General features: G+C 37.8%; 13 protein-coding genes and 2 tRNA genes. 7 read left to right on the forward strand and 8 right to left on the reverse strand.

Features of this window, described 5'->3' with window-relative positions:
* Positions 1-46: 46 nt before the first annotated feature.
* Together FCS21_RS13135 and FCS21_RS13140 are read right to left on the reverse strand one after the other, a co-directional pair.
* Positions 47-1,123 carry a sensor histidine kinase gene (locus FCS21_RS13135; RefSeq protein ID WP_138624003.1) on the reverse strand — a complete coding sequence of 359 codons (1,077 nt, stop codon included), beginning with the start codon at positions 1,121-1,123 and terminating at the stop codon, positions 47-49.
* Between the two features lie 112 nt (positions 1,124-1,235).
* The gene (locus FCS21_RS13140; RefSeq protein ID WP_138624004.1) at positions 1,236-1,586 is read right to left on the reverse strand and encodes an HIT domain-containing protein; all 351 of its coding nucleotides are present in this window, start codon (positions 1,584-1,586) and stop codon (positions 1,236-1,238) included.
* Between the two features lie 232 nt (positions 1,587-1,818).
* Between FCS21_RS13140 and FCS21_RS13145 the strand changes: the two genes are divergently transcribed.
* Both FCS21_RS13145 and FCS21_RS13150 read left to right on the forward strand, forming a co-directional pair.
* Positions 1,819-2,901 carry a M14 family metallopeptidase gene (locus tag FCS21_RS13145; RefSeq protein WP_138624005.1) on the forward strand — a complete coding sequence of 361 codons (1,083 nt, stop codon included), beginning with the start codon at positions 1,819-1,821 and terminating at the stop codon, positions 2,899-2,901.
* A gap of 287 nt (positions 2,902-3,188) precedes the next feature.
* Positions 3,189-4,508 (forward strand): alkaline phosphatase, encoded by a 1,320-nt coding sequence (locus FCS21_RS13150; RefSeq protein ID WP_246047243.1) that lies wholly within the window; start codon positions 3,189-3,191, stop codon positions 4,506-4,508.
* A gap of 146 nt (positions 4,509-4,654) precedes the next feature.
* Here FCS21_RS13150 and FCS21_RS13155 read toward each other — a convergent pair whose 3' ends face one another.
* Both FCS21_RS13155 and FCS21_RS13160 read right to left on the reverse strand, forming a co-directional pair.
* The gene (locus tag FCS21_RS13155; protein WP_138624006.1) at positions 4,655-5,836 is read right to left on the reverse strand and encodes a cystathionine beta-lyase; all 1,182 of its coding nucleotides are present in this window, start codon (positions 5,834-5,836) and stop codon (positions 4,655-4,657) included.
* Positions 5,837-6,061: 225 nt separating this feature from the next.
* Complete coding sequence (locus tag FCS21_RS13160) at positions 6,062-8,524, reverse strand: DNA polymerase II (RefSeq protein ID WP_138624019.1); 2,463 nt, start codon at positions 8,522-8,524, stop codon at positions 6,062-6,064.
* Positions 8,525-8,614: 90 nt separating this feature from the next.
* On the opposite strand from FCS21_RS13160, the gene dinG reads away from it, so the two are divergent.
* The 4 genes from dinG (at position 8,615) to rlmF (ending at position 12,822) form a co-directional block, all read left to right on the forward strand.
* The gene (dinG, locus tag FCS21_RS13165; RefSeq protein WP_138624007.1) at positions 8,615-10,759 is read left to right on the forward strand and encodes an ATP-dependent DNA helicase DinG; all 2,145 of its coding nucleotides are present in this window, start codon (positions 8,615-8,617) and stop codon (positions 10,757-10,759) included.
* Positions 10,760-10,793: 34 nt separating this feature from the next.
* Entirely contained in the window at positions 10,794-11,147 is a 354-nt protein-coding gene (locus FCS21_RS13170; protein WP_138624008.1) for a hypothetical protein, read from the forward strand.
* A 152-nt stretch (positions 11,148-11,299) separates the two neighbouring features.
* Entirely contained in the window at positions 11,300-11,782 is a 483-nt protein-coding gene (locus FCS21_RS13175) for a DUF2947 domain-containing protein (protein WP_118056091.1), read from the forward strand.
* Between the two features lie 83 nt (positions 11,783-11,865).
* Positions 11,866-12,822, forward strand: coding sequence for a 23S rRNA (adenine(1618)-N(6))-methyltransferase RlmF (gene rlmF, locus FCS21_RS13180; protein WP_138624009.1), 957 nt, complete (start codon positions 11,866-11,868; stop codon positions 12,820-12,822).
* Between the two features lie 38 nt (positions 12,823-12,860).
* Here rlmF and FCS21_RS13185 read toward each other — a convergent pair whose 3' ends face one another.
* Entirely contained in the window at positions 12,861-13,673 is an 813-nt protein-coding gene (locus tag FCS21_RS13185; RefSeq protein WP_138624010.1) for a class II glutamine amidotransferase, read from the reverse strand.
* Positions 13,674-13,917: 244 nt separating this feature from the next.
* Here FCS21_RS13185 and fadE point away from each other — a divergent pair, with 244 nt between their 5' ends.
* Entirely contained in the window at positions 13,918-16,347 is a 2,430-nt protein-coding gene (fadE, locus tag FCS21_RS13190; protein WP_138624011.1) for an acyl-CoA dehydrogenase FadE, read from the forward strand.
* A gap of 339 nt (positions 16,348-16,686) precedes the next feature.
* On the opposite strand, the gene FCS21_RS13195 is transcribed toward fadE, so the two are convergent.
* From FCS21_RS13195 to FCS21_RS13205, 3 genes are all read right to left on the reverse strand, one after another.
* Positions 16,687-18,507 carry an acyl-CoA dehydrogenase C-terminal domain-containing protein gene (locus tag FCS21_RS13195; protein WP_138624012.1) on the reverse strand — a complete coding sequence of 607 codons (1,821 nt, stop codon included), beginning with the start codon at positions 18,505-18,507 and terminating at the stop codon, positions 16,687-16,689.
* A gap of 765 nt (positions 18,508-19,272) precedes the next feature.
* Positions 19,273-19,349: transfer RNA gene (locus FCS21_RS13200), tRNA-Asp, on the reverse strand.
* 66 nt (positions 19,350-19,415) lie between these two features.
* A tRNA-Asp gene (locus FCS21_RS13205) sits at positions 19,416-19,492 on the reverse strand.
* Between the last annotated feature and the right edge of the window lie 9 nt (positions 19,493-19,501).

The raw sequence follows: 19,501 nt of genomic DNA on the forward strand, positions 1-19,501 counted from the left end.
TGATATTGATAAGCAGCAGAGATGCCTACAGATAATAATTTTTTCATTAGCTTACCTGAAATGGTAAACGTAGATTCACTTTAACACCTGATGGCTGGTTATGGGCAACAACTAATGAAAATTTTCCATTATATAATGCTTGTAATCGCTCGCGAGTATTCACTAAACCAACGCCACTTTCTCGATGTAAATTCCCTTCTATAATATCAGCGCCTGGGCCGTTATCTGCCACTTCAATAAGTAAATCATCGGCAAAACGATTAACTACAATGGTAATACTACCGCCCTGCTCTTGTACTGCAATAGCATGTTTTATCGCGTTTTCTGCTAAAGGTTGTAAAATCATACTAGGGACTAATGCGTGTTGGCAATTGTCACTGACCTTAAAATTAAGGTCTAACCTGTCTTCAAAGCGAACTTTCTCTATTGATAAGTAAAGTTGCAATGCCTGAATTTCAGATTCTAAGGTGACTTTTTTCATCGGATCTTTATCAAGTGAATAACGTAAAAATTCACTGAGTTTAGTCACCATAGTATTAGCGATTTTATTTTCTTCTATCAAAATAAGGGTCGAGATAGCATTAAGGGTATTAAATAAAAAATGCGGATTGAGCTGATAACGTAGCATTTTTAATTGTGCTTGATGGGCAACTGCATTCGCTTTTAACACATTTTGCTTTTCAATCTCTAACATTTGATAGTATTTACTACCAAAATATAAACCGCTCCAGCTTAAAATAATATAAAAAGATCCTAAAGTAGATTGGGTGTACATATACCAAAACTCAGGTTGATAGCCATGCTTATATATTTCCCAATAATTAATATTTTTAACAATTTGCCACAATACACCAGTAAAATAGGACGTTAAAATAACGACCAAGGCTATTTTAATAGGTGGGAGGTTCCATGCTTTTCGATAAATATAACGCAGTGGTGCGGTAAGCAACCAGCCTGCATAAGCATTAAGAAAAATAATAATGACAAAAATATCACGTAAATCAAGTTGCAGTGAACCAAGGTAATGCACAAAAGCAAAACCGAACCAGCCCACTGTATGGGCTAGCCAGAATAAGCGATTTCTATTTTCTAATAAGTCTTTCCAGTTCACAAAAATAACCATTTAAGGAATGCTATAACAAATTATGCGCTAATCATTAAATGATTACATTGTCTTTTGCCTTAGGAATACAGCGGCTTATCGCATACTTACCTACTTAACCCGTGTGTTTTTTTTACAAAGACAACATAGCGCCTAATGGCTGGCCGCCTAATAAATGCATATGAATATGATACACTTCTTGGCCGCCATCTTGATTACAATTAATAATTAATCGGTACCCTTTTTCATCAATACCTTCTTCTTTAGCAAGTTTTTTAGCAACAGTAATCATACGACCCAGGGTGAGTTCATCGTCATGGGTTACATCATTAATGGTGGCGATATGTTTATTAGGCACAATTAAAATATGACTATCAACACGAGGGCTAATATCTCTAAAGGCGGTCACTAAGTCATCTTGATACAACAGTGGCGTAGGAATTTCTTGACGAATAATTTTAGAAAAAATGGTTTCTTCATTCATAACAGTACCTCTATATAAGTTTATAACAATCCGTATAAGACCGTGATCTCTTAACCAGAATTTATGCAAATGGTATTAGTGCACATGGACGACTAGTTTACCGCTAAATAAATATAAATCATCTATTTACTGCAATTTATTGACCTTAATCAACATGCCAGTGGCTACAACTGTGACATGCTTAACAAACATGAAAGATACGCATAACAACTACAATGACTAGGTAACACTTATGGATATAGACTTTAGTGAAATCAACTATTTAAAAGATCCCAAATGGCAGGACTTACATGCTGATTACGAACAGTTTCTTTTATCCATGACGGGCCCTACCGTGATTGATATTTCAGGTAGCGATGAGACAAAATTTCGTGTGTTTACTACCTTACTACATGGTAATGAACCCTCTGGTTTAATAGCCATACACCGCTACTTAACCGAGGTGTTAACACAAAAACCCCCTTGTACTAATATGCGTTTTATAATCTGCTCAGTAGAAGCTGCCGCGAGTAAACCCTTATTTAGCAAGCGCTTTGTTGACGGTGGTATGGATCTCAATCGTTTTTTTGGTAAGCAATGTTCATTTGACTGTAACGATGGTCAACGAGGCTATTGCCAACGAGCATTTTTAATTGAGCAAGCGATCAGAGAGGTTAACCCTGAAATGGTGATCGATCTTCACAATACTGCTAGCCCAACACCAACCTTTGCGATAAGTGCAGTGATAACCACTGAAACCTTAGCCCTTGCTTCATTATTTTGCCAGACCTTAGTGTTGTCTGATTTAACCATGGGTTCAATTATAGAACAAAGCTTTCACTGTCCATTTATCACCATTGAATGTGGTGGTAGTCAAGATGAACAAGCCCATGAAATTGCTTTTGCAGGTATTTCTAAGGTTGCTCAATGTCAAAATATTGCTTACATGCAACCAGAAAAAACCGTAGAAGTTATGCACCGCCCTTTACGACTACAATTAAAAGACAACATTGCACTATCATACGCACAACATGATGAAGGCTATGCAGGCGTCACCTTGAAAAACAATATTGAGTGCTTTAATTTTGGTAGTGCTCACCAAGATGAAATGCTTGGTTGGCTTGACGGTAATGGTCTTGATAATTTAACACTTGTTGATAAGAGTGGTAAAAATGTACTGCATGATTATTTTTATGCCCGTGAAAACCAACTAGTTTGTCGATATAACCTACGATTATTTAAAGCAACAACTCATAAAGATACCGCTACTAATGACTGTCTTTTTTATGTGGTTAAGTTGCCTTATGCTTATATGGGACAAAATGCACTATGCTAACGAAGTTAACAACCCTCTTAAGCCTCATATGAAGATATATCGCTTTATCGCCATCAAATATAGCGTAGCGATTGTCATTAGGTAGACAAAGTAATAGTCACTCTTTAGAATTACGCGACTTTCACCTTATCGAGCATCTTATGTTTATTTCTAAATTAACGACAACGCTCTTTTCAACACTGATTATTTTTAACGGCATTAGCCTTTCAACGTATAGTTGTGCAGCCACTATCGATGTAAATAAACAGACTGTTGTTAGCCAACAAGATTTACCTAAAAACATTATTATGGTTGTTGCTGATGGCATGGGGCCAGCCTACACTTCTGCTTATCGCTACTTTAATGATGATCCGACTACCGTTGAAATAGAACAAACTGTTTTTGAAAGACACTTAAAAGGCTTATCGAGTACTTACCCTGAGGCCATCTCAGGCTATGTTACTGACTCTGCTGCTGCAGCGACGGCATTAGCAACAGGGATTAAAACCTATAATGGCGCTATTAGTGTTGATGTGGATAAAAAACCTTTACTTACCGTGCTTCAATGGGCAAAGCAACAAGGTAAGAAAACAGGTGTGGTAGTTACCTCTCGCATAAACCATGCAACGCCAGCATCGTATTTATCTCACAATGAGAGTCGTAAAAACTACAATGAACTTGCTAACAGCTATATTGATAATGGTATTCAAGCGGATGTATATTTTGGTGGCGGCTGGAAAAACTATATCCGAGACGATCGTAATATCGTAGCGGAATTTACCCAAGCCGGCTTTCAATACATTGACCGTTATTCACAATTAAATACCTTGAAAGCCAATCAACCAGTATTAGGTTTATTTGCCAAAACCAGTTTGCCTTGGGCACTTGATGACAGTAACAAGCATAGGCTAACACCTTTAACGCAAACCGCAATAAAACAATTAACAAACCAGGCAGGCTTTTTTATGTTGGTTGAAGCAAGTCAAATTGATTGGGGTGGTCATGATAATGATATTGCCGCAGCAATGCATGAAATGGATGACTTAGCTAACGTGATGTTATATCTAGAATCTTTTGTTGCACAAAACCCCGATACCTTAGTAGTCCTAACCGCGGATCATAGCACTGGAGGTTTTACCTTAGCAGCTAATAAAGATTATCGATGGGAGCCGCAAGTGTTACGTAGTATGAAGCATTCAATCACGACTATTGCTGAAAAAATTATCGCCCAAGATAAACTTAATGATGCCGCAAGTCATCAAGCAAATACTCAACTAAAGCGACCAATAAAAGGCGATCAAATAAGCCAGTGGTTAAACTTTCCCTTAAGCACGACAGAGATTGAGCAACTACAACAAGTTGAACCATTATTTCACGCGCAAACACAACACTATGCGTTACTTGATAAACGCTTAAAAGAACAGCAAAGCCCACCATCATTAAAAAATAGCTACCGCCGAGCGCTGCTTAGTATTATTGATAAGCGCACAAACACCGGTTGGACAACATCAGGTCATACTGCTATTGACGTACCGGTATTTGCCTTTGGTAAACATAGTGAGCAATTTAGTGGTCAGTTAGATAATACTGATATTGCCAATAAAATTTTCAGTTTATTAGGTAAGTAACATCACCGATGTAGTGTTATTGCTGCGTTACTGTTGGGCAACTGTGTAGCTAAGCGCGCTAATACTATGCACTACAATAAATGCATTACTATGTTGCGCTTAGCACTTACTATCTAAATAAAAAGCTATCGACTATCGACTATCACTTATGAGTTTGCAAGTACCTGATTATAGCGTTCAAAGCCTTTTGATAGATCATCAATTAAATCGTCAACATCCTCTAAACCGATATGCAGACGAATTAATGGGAACTCACAATCAAAGGTGGTTGCACTACGAATTGAATTTACATTAGTAATACCCAAAATTAAACTTTCAAAACCACCCCACGAATAGCCCATTTTAAAATGATGTAAACCATCTAAAAAGGCCGTTAATGCCGCTTTATTGCCACAATTAAAGACAAACGAGAATAAACCGTTAGAGCCGTTAAAGTCTCGCTTGAAAAATTCATGTCCAGGACAAGACTCAAACGCGGGGTGTAATATTTTAGCGACTTCTGGACGTTGTTGTAACCATTGTGCGACCTTAATCGCACTTTGCTGATGCTGCTTTAATCTTATGCCAAGCGTACGAATACCGCGTAATGCTAAATATAAATCATCAGGTGAGGTACATTGCCCCATTAAATAGCTGTAATCACGCAGTTGCGGCCAATACTTTTCTACCGCCGTTGCCGTACCTAACATCACATCAGAGTGACCAACAATATATTTAGTGGCCGCTTGCACACTGACATCAACGCCATAATCAAACGGTTTAAAGTTAATGCCTGCCCCCCAAGTATTGTCAAGCATAACAATACAATCATGTTGATGAGCAATAGCGCTAATAGTCGGCACGTCTTGTACTTCCATAGTGATAGAGCCAGGAGACTCTAAAAAAACAAGTACCGTGTTATCTTGAATCAAGGCTTCAATACCTGCACCTATCATAGGATCATAATAAGTGGTAGCAACGCCCATTTTAGTTAATATTTTTTCACAATAATCACGAGTAGGCTCATAAGCACTATCAACCATTAATACGTGATCGCCTTGCTTCACAAACGCCAAAATAGCATTGGTAATTGCGGCGGTACCTGATGGATACAAGGCACACCCTGCACCACCTTCTAATTCAGTCATTGCCTCACTAAAAGCAAAAGCGGTAGTCGTACCGCGACGGCCATACACCATTGTTTGATTATGGCGATTAGCGACAGCATTATTCATTTCAGCAACGCTATTAAATACCACAGTCGATGCACGAGTTATTGGTGGGTTAACCACGCCATTAGTCCATTTTGCACTACGGCCAGCATTGATTATTTTAGTATCTTGTTTCATCGTTATTTTCCATTAAGTCGCGTTAATTTTAGCGGTGAGAGTTAACAGATAGCCTTGTGTTTTGTTATCAATTACAACTATCTTTTTCAGCTATCTAGCCATCTAAAATATTTATCTGTAGTTATAACCTGAATAAGCTGAGCTGGCTAGGGGCTGTTAATAAAAAATGCTAAGGCTATTATTTTTTATTAGTCTATATTTCATACCTTGTATAGATAGTGCTCATTAAAAAAGTCCCATTTGATCGCCGGTAATTGACTGAAAATCTTTACCTATGAAAGGTAAAATATCATCCGCTATTGGCTTAAGTTGTTTCTCAACATAAAAATCATAATCGAGGATACTTTCGTTAAAGTCTACCGGTTGTACGCCATCAAGGGTGATAACATAGCGAATGGTGCTTCGGTGTTGATATTTTTGTTGAACACCCTGCGCTTTTAACTTGGCATTAGCAATTAAAGCCGCTTTAATATGCGGTGGTGTATTAACATAGTCAGTTAACTTACGTTGAATTCTTTTTTGATAAATTAATTTATCGTCGTAACAACCTTGTTTTAATGCGTCGACAATATTTTTAATGTAGTCATCAACCGGCTTATCATTAAAGACTAATCTATATAATTCTTGTTGAAAGTCTTTACTTAATTCAGTCCAATCGCTGCGCACCGTCTCTAAGCCTTTAAACGTAATCACCCCTTTTGACAAACCAGCGTAGCGTTTTTTGGTGCCAACCACCTTTTGATCTTTACTAGGATTAATACCTCGTATTTTTGGCATTAAAAATTTAGTAAAGTGCGTTTCAAATTCAATTTCTAATTGACTGATTATTTTAAAGTCTGTCGCTAAGGTAAGTTGCCACTTATCATTAATAAAGTTTTGTAATTCAACCCCTAACTCACTTGCCTGCTGCGTTGATTTATCAGCGCCGATAACAACAAAAATAGAATCGGTATCGCCATAAATCACTTTAAAGCCTTTCTTTTCAATCCAATGACTGGTCTGTTTTAAAATCTGATGACTACGCTTAGTAATAGAGCCTGAAAGGCGAGGGTCAAAAAAACGACAACCCGTTGAACCCAATACACCATAAAAACTGTTCATAATAATTTTTATCGCTTGTGACAAAGCGGCATTTTTCTGTTGTTTAGCTTTGTCACGCTCTAACCAAAGCGATTCAATAATATCGGGTAAAAAATGCGCTTCACGCGAAAAATATGCGCCATCAAAGCCGCTAATCACATAATCCCTATTATCAACACTAACCGAGTCATTAGCCTTAACCGTTAATAAACCTTCAATCAACCCCATAGGGTCTACTTTGAAGGTACGAATAATACTGGGATACAACGATTTAAAATCCAATACTAATACATTGTCATATAAGCCCGGAACCGAGTCCATAACATAACCACCGGGGGATATTAGCCCCGAAACACCATCGCCCATATTAGGCGCTATATAGCCGCTACGGTGTAGTTTGGGTAAGTAAAGATTGGTAAATGCAGCTACTGAGCCACCTACTCTATCGATGGCAAGACCGGTAAGTTGCGATCTTAATTGCGCAAAAGCAAGTAACTGCGTTTTTTCAAAAATAAGCCATACTAAACGACAATCTTCTAAATTATAGGCCGCTAATGCCGGCTTATTATGCGCAAAATTATCGACTATTTCTTGTATTCTGTTGTCAACATCAACCACTTTCTTACCACGCCCCAGTAAACTATGCGCGACATTGTCCAGTGAGAAACTCGTAAAGTTATAAGTAGCGGTTTTAAGTAAGTCAATGCCATCAAGTACAACACGCCCTGCTATTTCAATAAAATTTTGTTCTGGGTTATTAGCATTTTTACGCCAGTAAGGCACAGCGCCATCGCGTCCTATGGAAAAACGAATACCATGAAGATCGCAACGCTTTTGCAGTAACTTAAAATCAAAGTTAATCACATTCCAACCAATAAGAATATCAGCATCAAATACATTAATTTCATCAATAAAGTGCAGTAATAGTTGCCTTTCATCAGTGTGCCAATGAATATAAGACTCACACCCAGTTTGTGGCTCACCAATCATTAACACGCGTTTAAATTCTTTATTTTTATGCTGCGTGTTATGGTTAAACGCATATAAACCAATGGAAAAGAGCTCACCTTGCATAGAGCACTCTATATCAATGGATAGCATGGTGAGATTGTTATGATGTTGCTTATCAGCGCGTTTGCACTTGGCTTGCTTTACTAATTGATAGCCTTGCTGGTCATTGTGTAAATAAGGCTGCTCGCCAACATAGCTGATATCAGCCGTAATATGACGCTCCATCAAAAAGCGATCATCTGGGCGAATATCATCTTCATAACATTTTATTTGGTGGCTTTTCAATACCTCTCTTGCTCGGTAAAAACTACGCATCGAAGTGAAATACAAAGCGGCTACTGTTTTTTGGGCAAAGTTCTTTAATGATAACTGTTGAGATTTTTTAAGTGGAATACCTTGGTCAATCAATAGCTGCTCGGCTATTGATAAATACTGATGCTCAATAAAAAACACCGCTAATTCATTCTCCACTTGTAATTTAATAACGCCTGAATCGCTTTTTAGCCATAAGGTTATTTGCAAGCCTTGGGCGGTGTCTTGCACTTGTCGTGTTAGTAAAAAGCCCTCACCAATATCTGCTGTGTTAAAATTTTTCATTTTATCGTTAAATTTTTCGTGCAACACGACCAAACCTGTTAATATATACAGCAGTGTAACCGATATCCTGTTTTTTGGAAACTAGTACCCATGCTCTCTGACAAGTTAAAACACGCTATTCGCCAAGCTTATAAAGCTATTGGTGAAAATTTAACGCATTTTAATCCGCGTAAACAGCAAGCCCTACTGATTGCTGAAATAGCAAAGACCTTGGCGGGCGAATACGACAACGATAGAAAAATAATTACTATCGAAGCAGGTACAGGTACAGGTAAATCACTAGCTTATTGCTTAGGTGCTATTCCACTAGCGCTAGCGCGTGATAAAAAGGTTTGTATTTCCACCGCTACCGTTGCGCTGCAAGAGCAATTAGTCGATAAAGACCTACCCTTTTTAAAACAGTACGCGGGGATAGATTTTAACTTTACCTTAGTTAAAGGTAGGCAACGCTACGTTTGTCGTCAAAAGCTTACCCAAGCAGTTACAAGCAGTTCAGGCGATGAACCAACACAAGTAGGTTTTACCTTTGCAGAAAAACCCGATGCTAAAGATGTACGTACGTTAAACGCTATGCACAAAGCGTTACTCGACGGTAGTTGGCTAGGTGATATAGATTCATGGGAAAACCATTTACCCACGCATATTTGGCAGCAAGTACAAAGCGATAAACACAGCTGCTTAAAAAACTTATCAGAGCACACGCATTGCCCGTTTCATAAAGCGCGAGACACTATGGATCAAGCCCATGTCTTAGTGATTAACCACAGCTTATTATTGGCTGATCTTGAGCTCGGTGGCGGTAGAATACTGTCACCGCCTGAAGATACTATTTATATTATTGACGAGGCTCATCACCTTCCCAAAGTAACCCGCGATTTTTCCAGTGCCAGTGTTACCTTAAAAGGGTCAATTGAGTGGTTAACAAAGCTTAGAGATACTGGTGATAAAATGTCTGCGTTGATTAAATCACGTAATACAATATCATCCGCCTTAAAACTAGGTGATGATTGCCAAGATTTATTACTGGAAATGCAAAAGGTACTTACTTTTGTTGAAGCTAATGCCAATGTTTATTTTCTCGACCATGACTTATCAACGTCAGGACAAGGCAACAATTTTACCAAGAAATCTTCGCAAGACTCACAGGTTTATCGATTTGAAAATGGTATTATTCCGCAAACGTTAAAAAACTGGGCTGAAGATTTACATAGCCTCAGTAAAAAATTAATAAGCCACTTAAATAAGCTTTATAACGGTCTTATTGAAGCGGTTAAAGATGGTGATACGCAAATGTATTTGGCTGAGCCATTACTTGCAGAAGCAGGTTTTATGTTACAGCGTCTAGAGAATTTACAAGCACTGTGGTTTATGTATGCCAAAACAGACAGTGACAAAGGCGCGCCAATGGCCCGCTGGCTAGAGAAAACACACCATAAACGCCAAGATTACCTTATCAGCGCTTCACCCATTGAAGTGGGCTTTACCTTAGAAAATATGCTATGGAGCCAATGCGAAGGCGCCGTATTGTGCTCAGCAACCTTACGCGCGTTAAACTCTTTTGACCATTTCCGTTTCCAAGTCGGTTTAAAAGATAATGATGGCACCCAATATCAACAAGTAGATTCCCCTTTTGATTATCAAAACAACGCTCAATTAGTAGTGGCGAACATGGTCAATGAAGCCAGTGCACCAGCCTTTACTGACGAAATAATTACTAAATTACCGCACTATCTTGAGCAAGGTAGTGCTAGTTTGGTGTTGTTCTCTTCTTATTGGCAAATGAACAAGGTTGCCGAAGCTTTGCGCGCTAATAGCGACATTGATATCATGGTACAAGGTGAGTTATCGCGTCAACAAATCATAGAGCAACATAAAAAACGTTGTGATAATAACAAGGTAAGTATTATTTTTGGCACACAAAGTTTTTCTGAAGGTTTAGACTTACCTGGCGATTACCTTAATAACTTAATTATTACAAAGTTGCCTTTTTCAGTGCCAACCTCACCTGTTGAGCAAGCACAAGCAGAATATGTTACCGCAAAAGGTGGAAATCCATTTATGACGTTATCTGTACCTGATACCTCAAAAAAGTTAGTCCAAGCTTGTGGTCGATTACTGCGCAATGAAAAAGATGAAGGGGTGATCACTTTATTAGATAAACGCGTGGTCACTAAACGCTATGGTAAGCAATTACTGGATTCATTACCGCCTTTTAACCGCGTATTTGAAAAATAACCTGTATTTTACTTACATTACTAGCGATAAAATCATGAAAAAAACCATCCAAGTTACCCTGTTATCTCTATTAGTTTTTCCTGGTGTTGGTCATTTAGCGTTAAAAAAGTATGTCTTAGCGTTAGGCTTTTTTGCTAGCTTTGCTTATTTATTGTTAAGCTTGATTAATGAAATATCTGATAAAATCCATCCGTTATATACTCAGATACTCAGCGGTAAAGTCGCTATTGAACTATCGGCGATTCGCCAAGCATTAATAGAGCAAGGCGCGTTAGAAAACGCACACTTGACTACCCTTAGTTATCTACTCGTTGCTATTTGGCTTGTTGCTGCGGTTGACGCCTATAGAATTGCCAATAACAAAATTAACCACCTAGTGGATAAATAACTTGACCGAACAATAAGCACAACGTAATTAAGTAACTTACGTGACCTGTTTTTCTATTTTTCTGTTCAAACTAATGGCTTAATTTATCTAGCGCTTTTTTATTTAGCTATAGCTGCGTATAATTAAGTGGTTTCCCTTGTAGAGCAATATGAATGAATTACTTACCGTTAGAAAGTTTAAAAAATGCTTGGATATTTAAGCACAAAAGTTTACCTATTGCAGAAAAAGACCTCAGTAAAATAAAACCCATGAGTGTCGAGCGCGCAAATATCGTATGGGATACCTTTATTTCTCGCCAAGTAGACCATCCAGACTTTTTCAAAAAAGGTGATTGGCCTGCCGATAAAAATAATTGGTTAGAGCAAGGTAAGTGGGAAGGTCTGTGGGACAGTAATGAACCTGCATTACCTGAATTGATTACAAAACATTTAGATTGGGATCAAAACACGGTCGTCTATTACTGTAGCTCTCGAGATAATGTCATAGAAACAAGCTGGCTAGTGTTTACCCGCTGTTGGAAGAACTTTTTATTTATTGATGACGGGCCAATTTTAGTCGGTAAAAAACGCCAGCAAACCGTACAATTTACCAGTAATGGTTATTTCAAAGTAGGCCAAAAGCCAGCAACTAATTAGTAATCGCTAGGGTAAAGTTAGTTATTAAAAAATAGCTATTCACTCACCTCTTCCCTTATCACCTATGTTACAACGGTACTACTTTGCATAAAAATAATCGCCACAAACAAGGCTATAACTTTGCTAACTTGATAAAAGCTAATCCAGCGTTATCCGCTTTTATTATAAAAAATAAATTTAATGGTCAAGATACCATAGATTTTTCTGATCCTTTAGCCGTTAAAGCGCTTAATTATTCTTTATTAAAAAGTGACTATAATATTACTTTTTGGGATATCCCCAACGGCTACTTGTGCCCAGCTATCCCTGGTAGAGTTGACTATATTCATCATCTACATGAACTGCTAGCAAACACAACAAGAACATTACCCTCTGAAGTATCAGCGAATATACCAGCTAATAAGCCTATAACTGTACTTGATATTGGTACAGGAGCAAGTTGTATTTACCCTATTTTAGGTCAAAGAGAATATGGTTGGCACTTTGTTGCTTCAGATATTGATCCTGTGTCAATAAAGATAGCAAAACAAATTATTTCATCGGATAAGTCATTAAGTAAAAACATTAATTGCCGCTTACAGTCCAATAGCAATAACATCTTTAACGGCATAATCGCCAGTGATGAATTTTATCACTTAACGGTATGTAATCCTCCCTTTCATCGTTCATTAACTGAAGCGAGTCAAGGGACAACCAGAAAGCTAAAGAATTTAAATAAAGATAAGCTAAATAGCACGTATGTTAAAAGTGCTAAAACAGCGGCGTCTCCGCCTGAAAAAATACTTAACTTTGGCGGTCAAAAAGCTGAGCTTTGGTGCCCAGGTGGTGAATTAGCTTTTATTAGTAACATGATTAATGAAAGTAAAGTTTATCAAAAACAAGTACTTTGGTTTACCTGCTTGGTTTCAAAAAAAGATCACTTATCTAAGCTTAAGCTGACTTTAAAAAAGGCGCATGCAAAGCAGATTAAAGTGATTAACATGGCTCAAGGACATAAAATCAGTCGCTTTATTGCCTGGAGCTTTTATCAAGTCAATTAGTGCTGCGCTTATGACATAATTAGCTTTCAATGAGTCATTTAAACATGCGTTTCTTGCGCTGTTTGTACTTGTACTAAATCACCAAAAACAAGTTCACCTAAGCAAAATAGTTGCCATTGCCCTGCTTGCATTTTATGCCAGGTTTCATTATCAGTTAATGGTTTTGTCGCAATTACCGTGACAATATCATTACTGGTGGTTTCTTTTTGGAAATCGACAGCCATTTCAGCATCAATTAAACTCGCTTGCCCAAAAGGAGCTTTTCGCGTTAACCAATGTAAGTTATTAGAGCAATAAGCGAATAAATATTCACCATTAGTGATGATTATATTAGCCACTCCTAGCACATCGATTTTTGCTGCAAGTGAAGCAATAAAGGTAAAAATATGTTTTGCCTCAACTTCCTTAGTACCAAACTCAAGGTGAAGTTGATCGAGTATCCAGCAAAAAGCATGTTCACTATCAGTGGTACCAATAGGTAAATGAAATTCAATGGGTAATTCACGCTCAAAATCTTTTAATTGACCATTATGTGCATAGGTCCAATTTCTTCCCCACATTTGCCTAACAAAAGGATGAGTATTTTCAAGGCAAACTTCGCCTGAATTAGCTTGGCGAATATGACAAATAACCGCTTCACTTTTCATTGGGTACTTAGTCACAAGCTCAGCAATGGGAGAATGTGCGCTCGGCATAGGGTCTTTAAAGCTACGACAACCCTTGCCTTCATAAAAGGTAACACCCCAACCGTCACTGTGTGGACCAGTATTCCCACCACGTTGCATTAAACCACTAAAACTAAAGCAAATATCTGTTGGCACATTGGCGCTCATTGCTAATAATTCACACATTGTTTGACCTCTTCAAAAAAACAAGCACTTAAACATAAAATATGCTTGGCTAAACCGACAATATACTCTATAAGTAGAGTATATCATTGACTAAAAAATTGACTAAAAATTATTTAAATTCAATTACTTTTATCTTAAAAACTGCTCTTTAGTTTATAAAAAGTTAATTAAGTTATTGACTAGTGAATAAATTTAATCAACTTGGTATTATTAACTTCACCTAAAATACTTTAAAGGAATCTTTGTGGATATGATTATTTGGCTACTTGTCGCAATATCGTTAACTTGGTTTATGAGCTATTCTAGAGCTTCATTATCAAGTTATACCCTAAGCTTTGCCGTGTTGATGGCACTAGGCACCTTTTCCAACCTCATTGGCTTTGTTTCTTGGCTGCTATTTGCTGTTATAGCATTACCACTGAATATAAATAATATTCGTCAACAGTTTATTAGTATGCCTTTATTGGCGCTATTTAAAAAAATAATGCCACAAATGTCCTCAACTGAGCAAGAAGCTATAGACGCTGGCACTACTTGGTTTGATGCAGATTTATTTCGCGGTGATCCTGATTGGAAAAAACTTCACAACTACCCTAAACCACGGTTAAGTACTGAGGAACAAGCCTTTTTAGATGGTCCTGTAGAAGAAGTTTGTGCCATGGTTAATGATTGGCATATTACACATGAAATCGCTGATCTACCACCACAAATATGGCAGTTTTTAAAAGAAAAAAAATTCTTTGCCATGATCATTAAAAAGCAATTCGGTGGTTTAGAGTTCTCAGCCTATGCACAATCTCGGGTATTACAAAAACTGACCGGCGCTAGCTCAGTACTTGCTAGTACCGTAGGTGTTCCAAACTCGTTAGGTCCAGGCGAGTTATTACAAGAATATGGTACTAAAGCACAACAAGATTACTATTTACCTCGTTTAGCTTCTGGTGAAGAAATTCCCTGCTTTGCACTGACAAGTCCAGAAGCAGGATCTGACGCTGGTTCTATTCCTGATTTTGGTATTATTTGTCACGGCCAGTTTGATGGTAAAGAAGTATTGGGCATGAAACTAACATGGGATAAACGTTACATCACCCTTGCGCCTATAGCGACAGTATTAGGCTTAGCTTTTAAGTTACAAGACCCTGACAAGCTACTTTCAGAGCAAGAAGATTTAGGTATTACTTGTGCGCTTATTCCAACGGATTTACCAGGTATCACTATTGGTAGAAGACATTTTCCACTTAATGTGCCTTTTCAAAATGGTCCAACACAAGGTGATGAAGTTTTTGTCCCCCTAGACTTTATTATTGGTGGTGCTGATATGGCTGGTCAAGGCTGGCGGATGTTGGTTGAATGTCTTTCAGTAGGTCGAGCTATCACCTTACCGTCAAATAGTGCTGGTGGTATTAAAACCGCTGCTTTAGCAACAGGTGCTTACAGCCGTATTAGACGTCAATTTAAAATGCCTATTGGTAAAATGGAAGGTATTGAAGAGCCGTTAGCGCGTATAGGTGCTAACGCCTATTTAATGGATGCAGTAACAACAATGTCAACCGGCGCTATTGATTTAGGTGAAAAACCTTCTGTTATTTCAGCCATCGCTAAATACCATCTTACTGAAAAAATGCGTTCATCTATTATTGACGCTATGGATATTCATGGTGGTAAAGGTATATGCATGGGACCAAATAACTATCTAGCACGTGGCTATCAAGGTGCTCCTATTGCAGTAACCGTAGAAGGCGCTAATATTCTAACCCGCAGTATGATTATTTATGGTCAAGGCGCGATTCGCTGTCACCCTTACGTCTTAGCAGAATTAGCTGCCGCCAATAACAGTGATCATGACCAAGCACTTGATGATTTTGATCATGCTCTTTTTGGTCATATTGGTTTTAGTATCAGTAATATAAGCCGCAGTTTATGGTGCTCACTTACCGGTTCACGCTTTTTAGGTAGTCCATATAATGATGACACTAAACGCTATTATCAATTACTCACCCGTTTTAGTGCCAACTTAGCGATGCTTTCAGATATTGCTATGTTATCATTAGGTGCTGATTTAAAAAGAAAAGAACGTATTTCAGCAAGACTAGGTGATATTTTAAGTAACTTGTATTTAGCTAGTGCTACCTTAAAACGTTATAACGATGAAGGAAGAAACACCGCAGATCTTCCTTTCGTTCAATTTGCTGTGGAAAACTGCCTATACGATATGCAACATGCTATTGATGAGCTGATCAGTAACTTCCCTAACAGAGTCGTTGCCAAGTTGCTCAGGGTAATAATTTTTCCACTAGGAACCTGGTTAAGTAAACCCAGTGATGAATTAGCACATAAAGTCGCGCAGTTACTACAAAGTCCAAACCCTTCTCGTACACGATTAGGTCAAGGACAATACTTAACCCGTGACGGTCGTAATATTTTTGGTCGATTAGAGCAGGTGCTTGAAGATATTCTTGCTTGTGAGCCTATCTATGACAAAGTATGTAGTGCTTTGAATAAGAAGTTACCTTTTTATCGTTTAAACGAGGTAGCAGAGCTTGGTCTTAGCAATAATATTATTTCTGCCGCTGAAGCTGAGCTATTAACCAATGCTGAAGTGGGTCGAAAATGGGTCATTGACGTTGATGATTTTGACAGTAAAGCATTAACCGCATCTAACCCCGCTCACTAACCCTCTGTAAATTATAGTCCTTATGGCAAGTTAATATAAATTGACATAAGGACTACCACAAAGCCCTTACCACTAAGCGATATTGAATTAACTAATACAAGCTTGCATATCTACCTGAGCGTACATAGCTTTATGTGTTTTCAGCTATGATTCTACGCACATAAAGTTATTTTATAACAATCAGTATAAGAAAGTGCTCTCTTAGGAAAGTTTAAAGACTTAGAGAGGAAAGTTTAAAGACTTAGAGGCAAGGCATGGATTTTATAGCATGATTATAGACAACAAAGCACAGCGAATGCTGTGCTTTGTTATCTACTTAACCTGAGCTATTGAACTAACTTATAAAAAAGACATCAGTTCTTGATCAAGTTGCATTAACGTTTTTGGATCTGCCATCATAGTTTTCGCCAACGACTTAGTTCTTGGTAGCATACGTTCAAAATAAAACTCTGCCGTTTTAATTTTTGCACGATAAAAATCACGATTTTCAACACCTTCAGCTAATTTTTCATAAGCAGATTGTGCCATTTGTGCCCAGAAATAGGCCATGACCACATAACCTGAATACATTAAAAAATCTACTGATGCTGAACCAACAATATCTCTATTTGATTTCGCTTTAAGTCCTAAACGTACCGTGTATTGTTGCCAGTTAGCGATAGACTTACTTAGTGGCCAAATAAAACGATTCATTTGACGCTTATGCGGGTTACTCGAAATTAGACTATGGTTCTTACAAAAAACAAGGACTTCTTTAGAGAAATCATTTAACGACTTACCACGCGTTAGTAATATCTTACGACCTAATAAATCAAGTGCTTGTATCCCTGTAGTGCCTTCATAAAGCGTCGCTATTCTTGCATCACGAACTATTTGCTCCATACCCCACTCTTTGATAAAACCGTGACCGCCAAATATTTGCAAGCCATGGTTAGCACTTTCAGAGCCTAACTCTGTTAAAAAAGCTTTTAAGATGGGAGTGATAAAACCTAAACGGTCATCTGCTGCTTGGCGTTCTTTTTCAGTTTTCGCCATTGAGATATCATCAACGATTTTGGCGGTGTAATAAATCATCGCTCTACCGCCTTCTGAAATAGCTTTTTGAGTCATCAACATTTTACGTACATCAGGGTGCACTATAATAGGATCAGCTACTTTTTCAGGATGTTTTTTACCGGTTAACGAACGCATAGATAAACGTTCTTTTGCATAAATTAACGAGTTTTGAAAGGCAAGCTCTGCTGAACACACACCTTGTAATGCGGTACCAAGTCGGGCTGTATTCATAAAAGTAAACATACATTCTAAGCCTTTATTTTCAGGCCCAATAAGTTCACCTACGGCATTATCAAAGTTAAGTACGGCAGTTGCTGAAGCTTTAATCCCCATTTTATCTTCTATAGAGCCACAAACAACATTGTTTGCATCGCCTAGTGTACCGTCTTGACTGGTTTTAACTTTTGGTACGATAAAAAGTGAAATGCCGCGAGTACCTTTTGGCGCATCCGGTAATCTTGCTAATACAATATGAATAATATTATCCGTTAAGTCATGCTCTCCAGCAGAGATGAATATCTTAGTTCCGGTCAGGTTATAAGTACCATCACCGTTAGGCTCTGCTTTGGTAGTCACTTGCCCTAAATCAGTACCACATTGCGGCTCAGTTAAGCACATAGTACCTGTCCAAGTCCCTTCAATTAAGCGTGTTAAATATAATTCTTTTTGCTTATTATTACCATGAGCATTAATAGTATTCATAGCACCATGACTAAGACCTGGATACATTGCCCAAGACCAGTTAGCTGTGCCTACCATTTCTGATTGCACTAAACCTAAAGACGGTGGTAAACCCTGCCCGCCATGTTCTACAGGATGTGATAATGCTGACCAGCCACCATCAACATATTGTTTATACGCTTTTTTAAAGCCTTTGGGTGTAGTGACTTTACCATTATCAAATTGACAACCTTCTTTATCACCACTTTGATATAAAGGTAATAATTCATTTTCACAAAACTTGGCGCACTCTTGCATAATAGCATCAATTAAATCTGGGCTAGCTTCTTCAAACTCAGCATATTTTTTATAATGATCATAATATTTAAAAACATCTTCAATCAAAAATTTTATATCTGCGATAGGTGCTTTATAACTTAGCATTACTCTCTCCAACAACGTGTGCGTTATATTTATATACCTTGATTAAAACACTGGTCGTACCACTATACAAGTTGTTTTTTGTTCTACTCATTAGATACGGTAAAAAAATAATGTAAGCCATTAATATTATAGGTTTTTTATTTTTTATTTTTTGTTGGGATCAGATACATGAAGTTGCCTTTAATTGAACAACACCATAAAGTTAGCGTAATATAATATATGTAATTTTTAGTTATCAGTTACTTAAGTGAGCTCTGAAACCGAACTCATATTATTTATCTCGCATGACTAGGCGATTTCCTATTCACGGTGATTCAAATGCTTGTCACTCGAAAAATAGTTCTAATCTATTTACTGATGAATTCTATGGTTGGTTGTTTTACCCAGTAGAAGTGATCAAATTCAAGGCTTTTATTTTTATAATGAGTTGTTCTAGGCAATTCACTGCGGCATTGTCTACTAAGCTGCATACGTGTCGTGTTAATGAGTAAATAAATAACACCGTAGGGACTTTTATAGTAAGCAGCAGAAATGTTCAGCTAATTAATGCATTGGTATAACTAATATTAGCAAGGTGCTGAAAGGTATAATGGTAAATAGCTATTTTGTTTTAGGATTTTAGGATTTTTAGGATTTTTAGGATTTTTAGGATTTTTAGGATTTTTAGGATTTTTAGGATTTTTAGGATTTTTAGGATTTTTAGGATTTTTAGGATTTATCTAATAGATGTATTTATAGTATTGCTACTGTAAATATTAACAAAATTGGCGGAGTGGACGGGACTCGAACCCGCGACCCCCGGCGTGACAGGCCGGTATTCTAACCAACTGAACTACCACTCCGCTGTTTTTTGCTGTGATATTTTTACGAGTATCAAATCGCATCAATTATGATGATGTTAACAAAATTGGCGGAGTGGACGGGACTCGAACCCGCGACCCCCGGCGTGACAGGCCGGTATTCTAACCAACTGAACTACCACTCCGCTGTTTTT

Source organism: Colwellia ponticola (assembly GCF_005885605.1).
Taxonomy (GTDB): domain Bacteria; phylum Pseudomonadota; class Gammaproteobacteria; order Enterobacterales; family Alteromonadaceae; genus Colwellia; species Colwellia ponticola.

Bases quoted from the DNA above. Each gene is read 5' to 3' on its own strand.
- FCS21_RS13145 (WP_138624005.1), top strand. From the start codon at position 1,819: ATGGATATAGACTTTAGTGAAATCAACTATTTAAAAGATCCCAAATGG.
- FCS21_RS13175 (WP_118056091.1), top strand. From the start codon at position 11,300: ATGAATTACTTACCGTTAGAAAGTTTAAAAAATGCTTGGATATTTAAG.
- FCS21_RS13135 (WP_138624003.1), bottom strand. From the start codon at position 1,123: ATGGTTATTTTTGTGAACTGGAAAGACTTATTAGAAAATAGAAATCGC.
- dinG (WP_138624007.1), top strand. From the start codon at position 8,615: ATGCTCTCTGACAAGTTAAAACACGCTATTCGCCAAGCTTATAAAGCT.
- FCS21_RS13150 (WP_246047243.1), top strand. From the start codon at position 3,189: ATGGTTGTTGCTGATGGCATGGGGCCAGCCTACACTTCTGCTTATCGC.
- FCS21_RS13185 (WP_138624010.1), bottom strand. From the start codon at position 13,673: ATGTGTGAATTATTAGCAATGAGCGCCAATGTGCCAACAGATATTTGC.
- FCS21_RS13160 (WP_138624019.1), bottom strand. From the start codon at position 8,524: ATGAAAAATTTTAACACAGCAGATATTGGTGAGGGCTTTTTACTAACA.
- FCS21_RS13195 (WP_138624012.1), bottom strand. From the start codon at position 18,507: ATGCTAAGTTATAAAGCACCTATCGCAGATATAAAATTTTTGATTGAA.
- FCS21_RS13140 (WP_138624004.1), bottom strand. From the start codon at position 1,586: ATGAATGAAGAAACCATTTTTTCTAAAATTATTCGTCAAGAAATTCCT.
- FCS21_RS13170 (WP_138624008.1), top strand. From the start codon at position 10,794: ATGAAAAAAACCATCCAAGTTACCCTGTTATCTCTATTAGTTTTTCCT.
- FCS21_RS13155 (WP_138624006.1), bottom strand. From the start codon at position 5,836: ATGAAACAAGATACTAAAATAATCAATGCTGGCCGTAGTGCAAAATGG.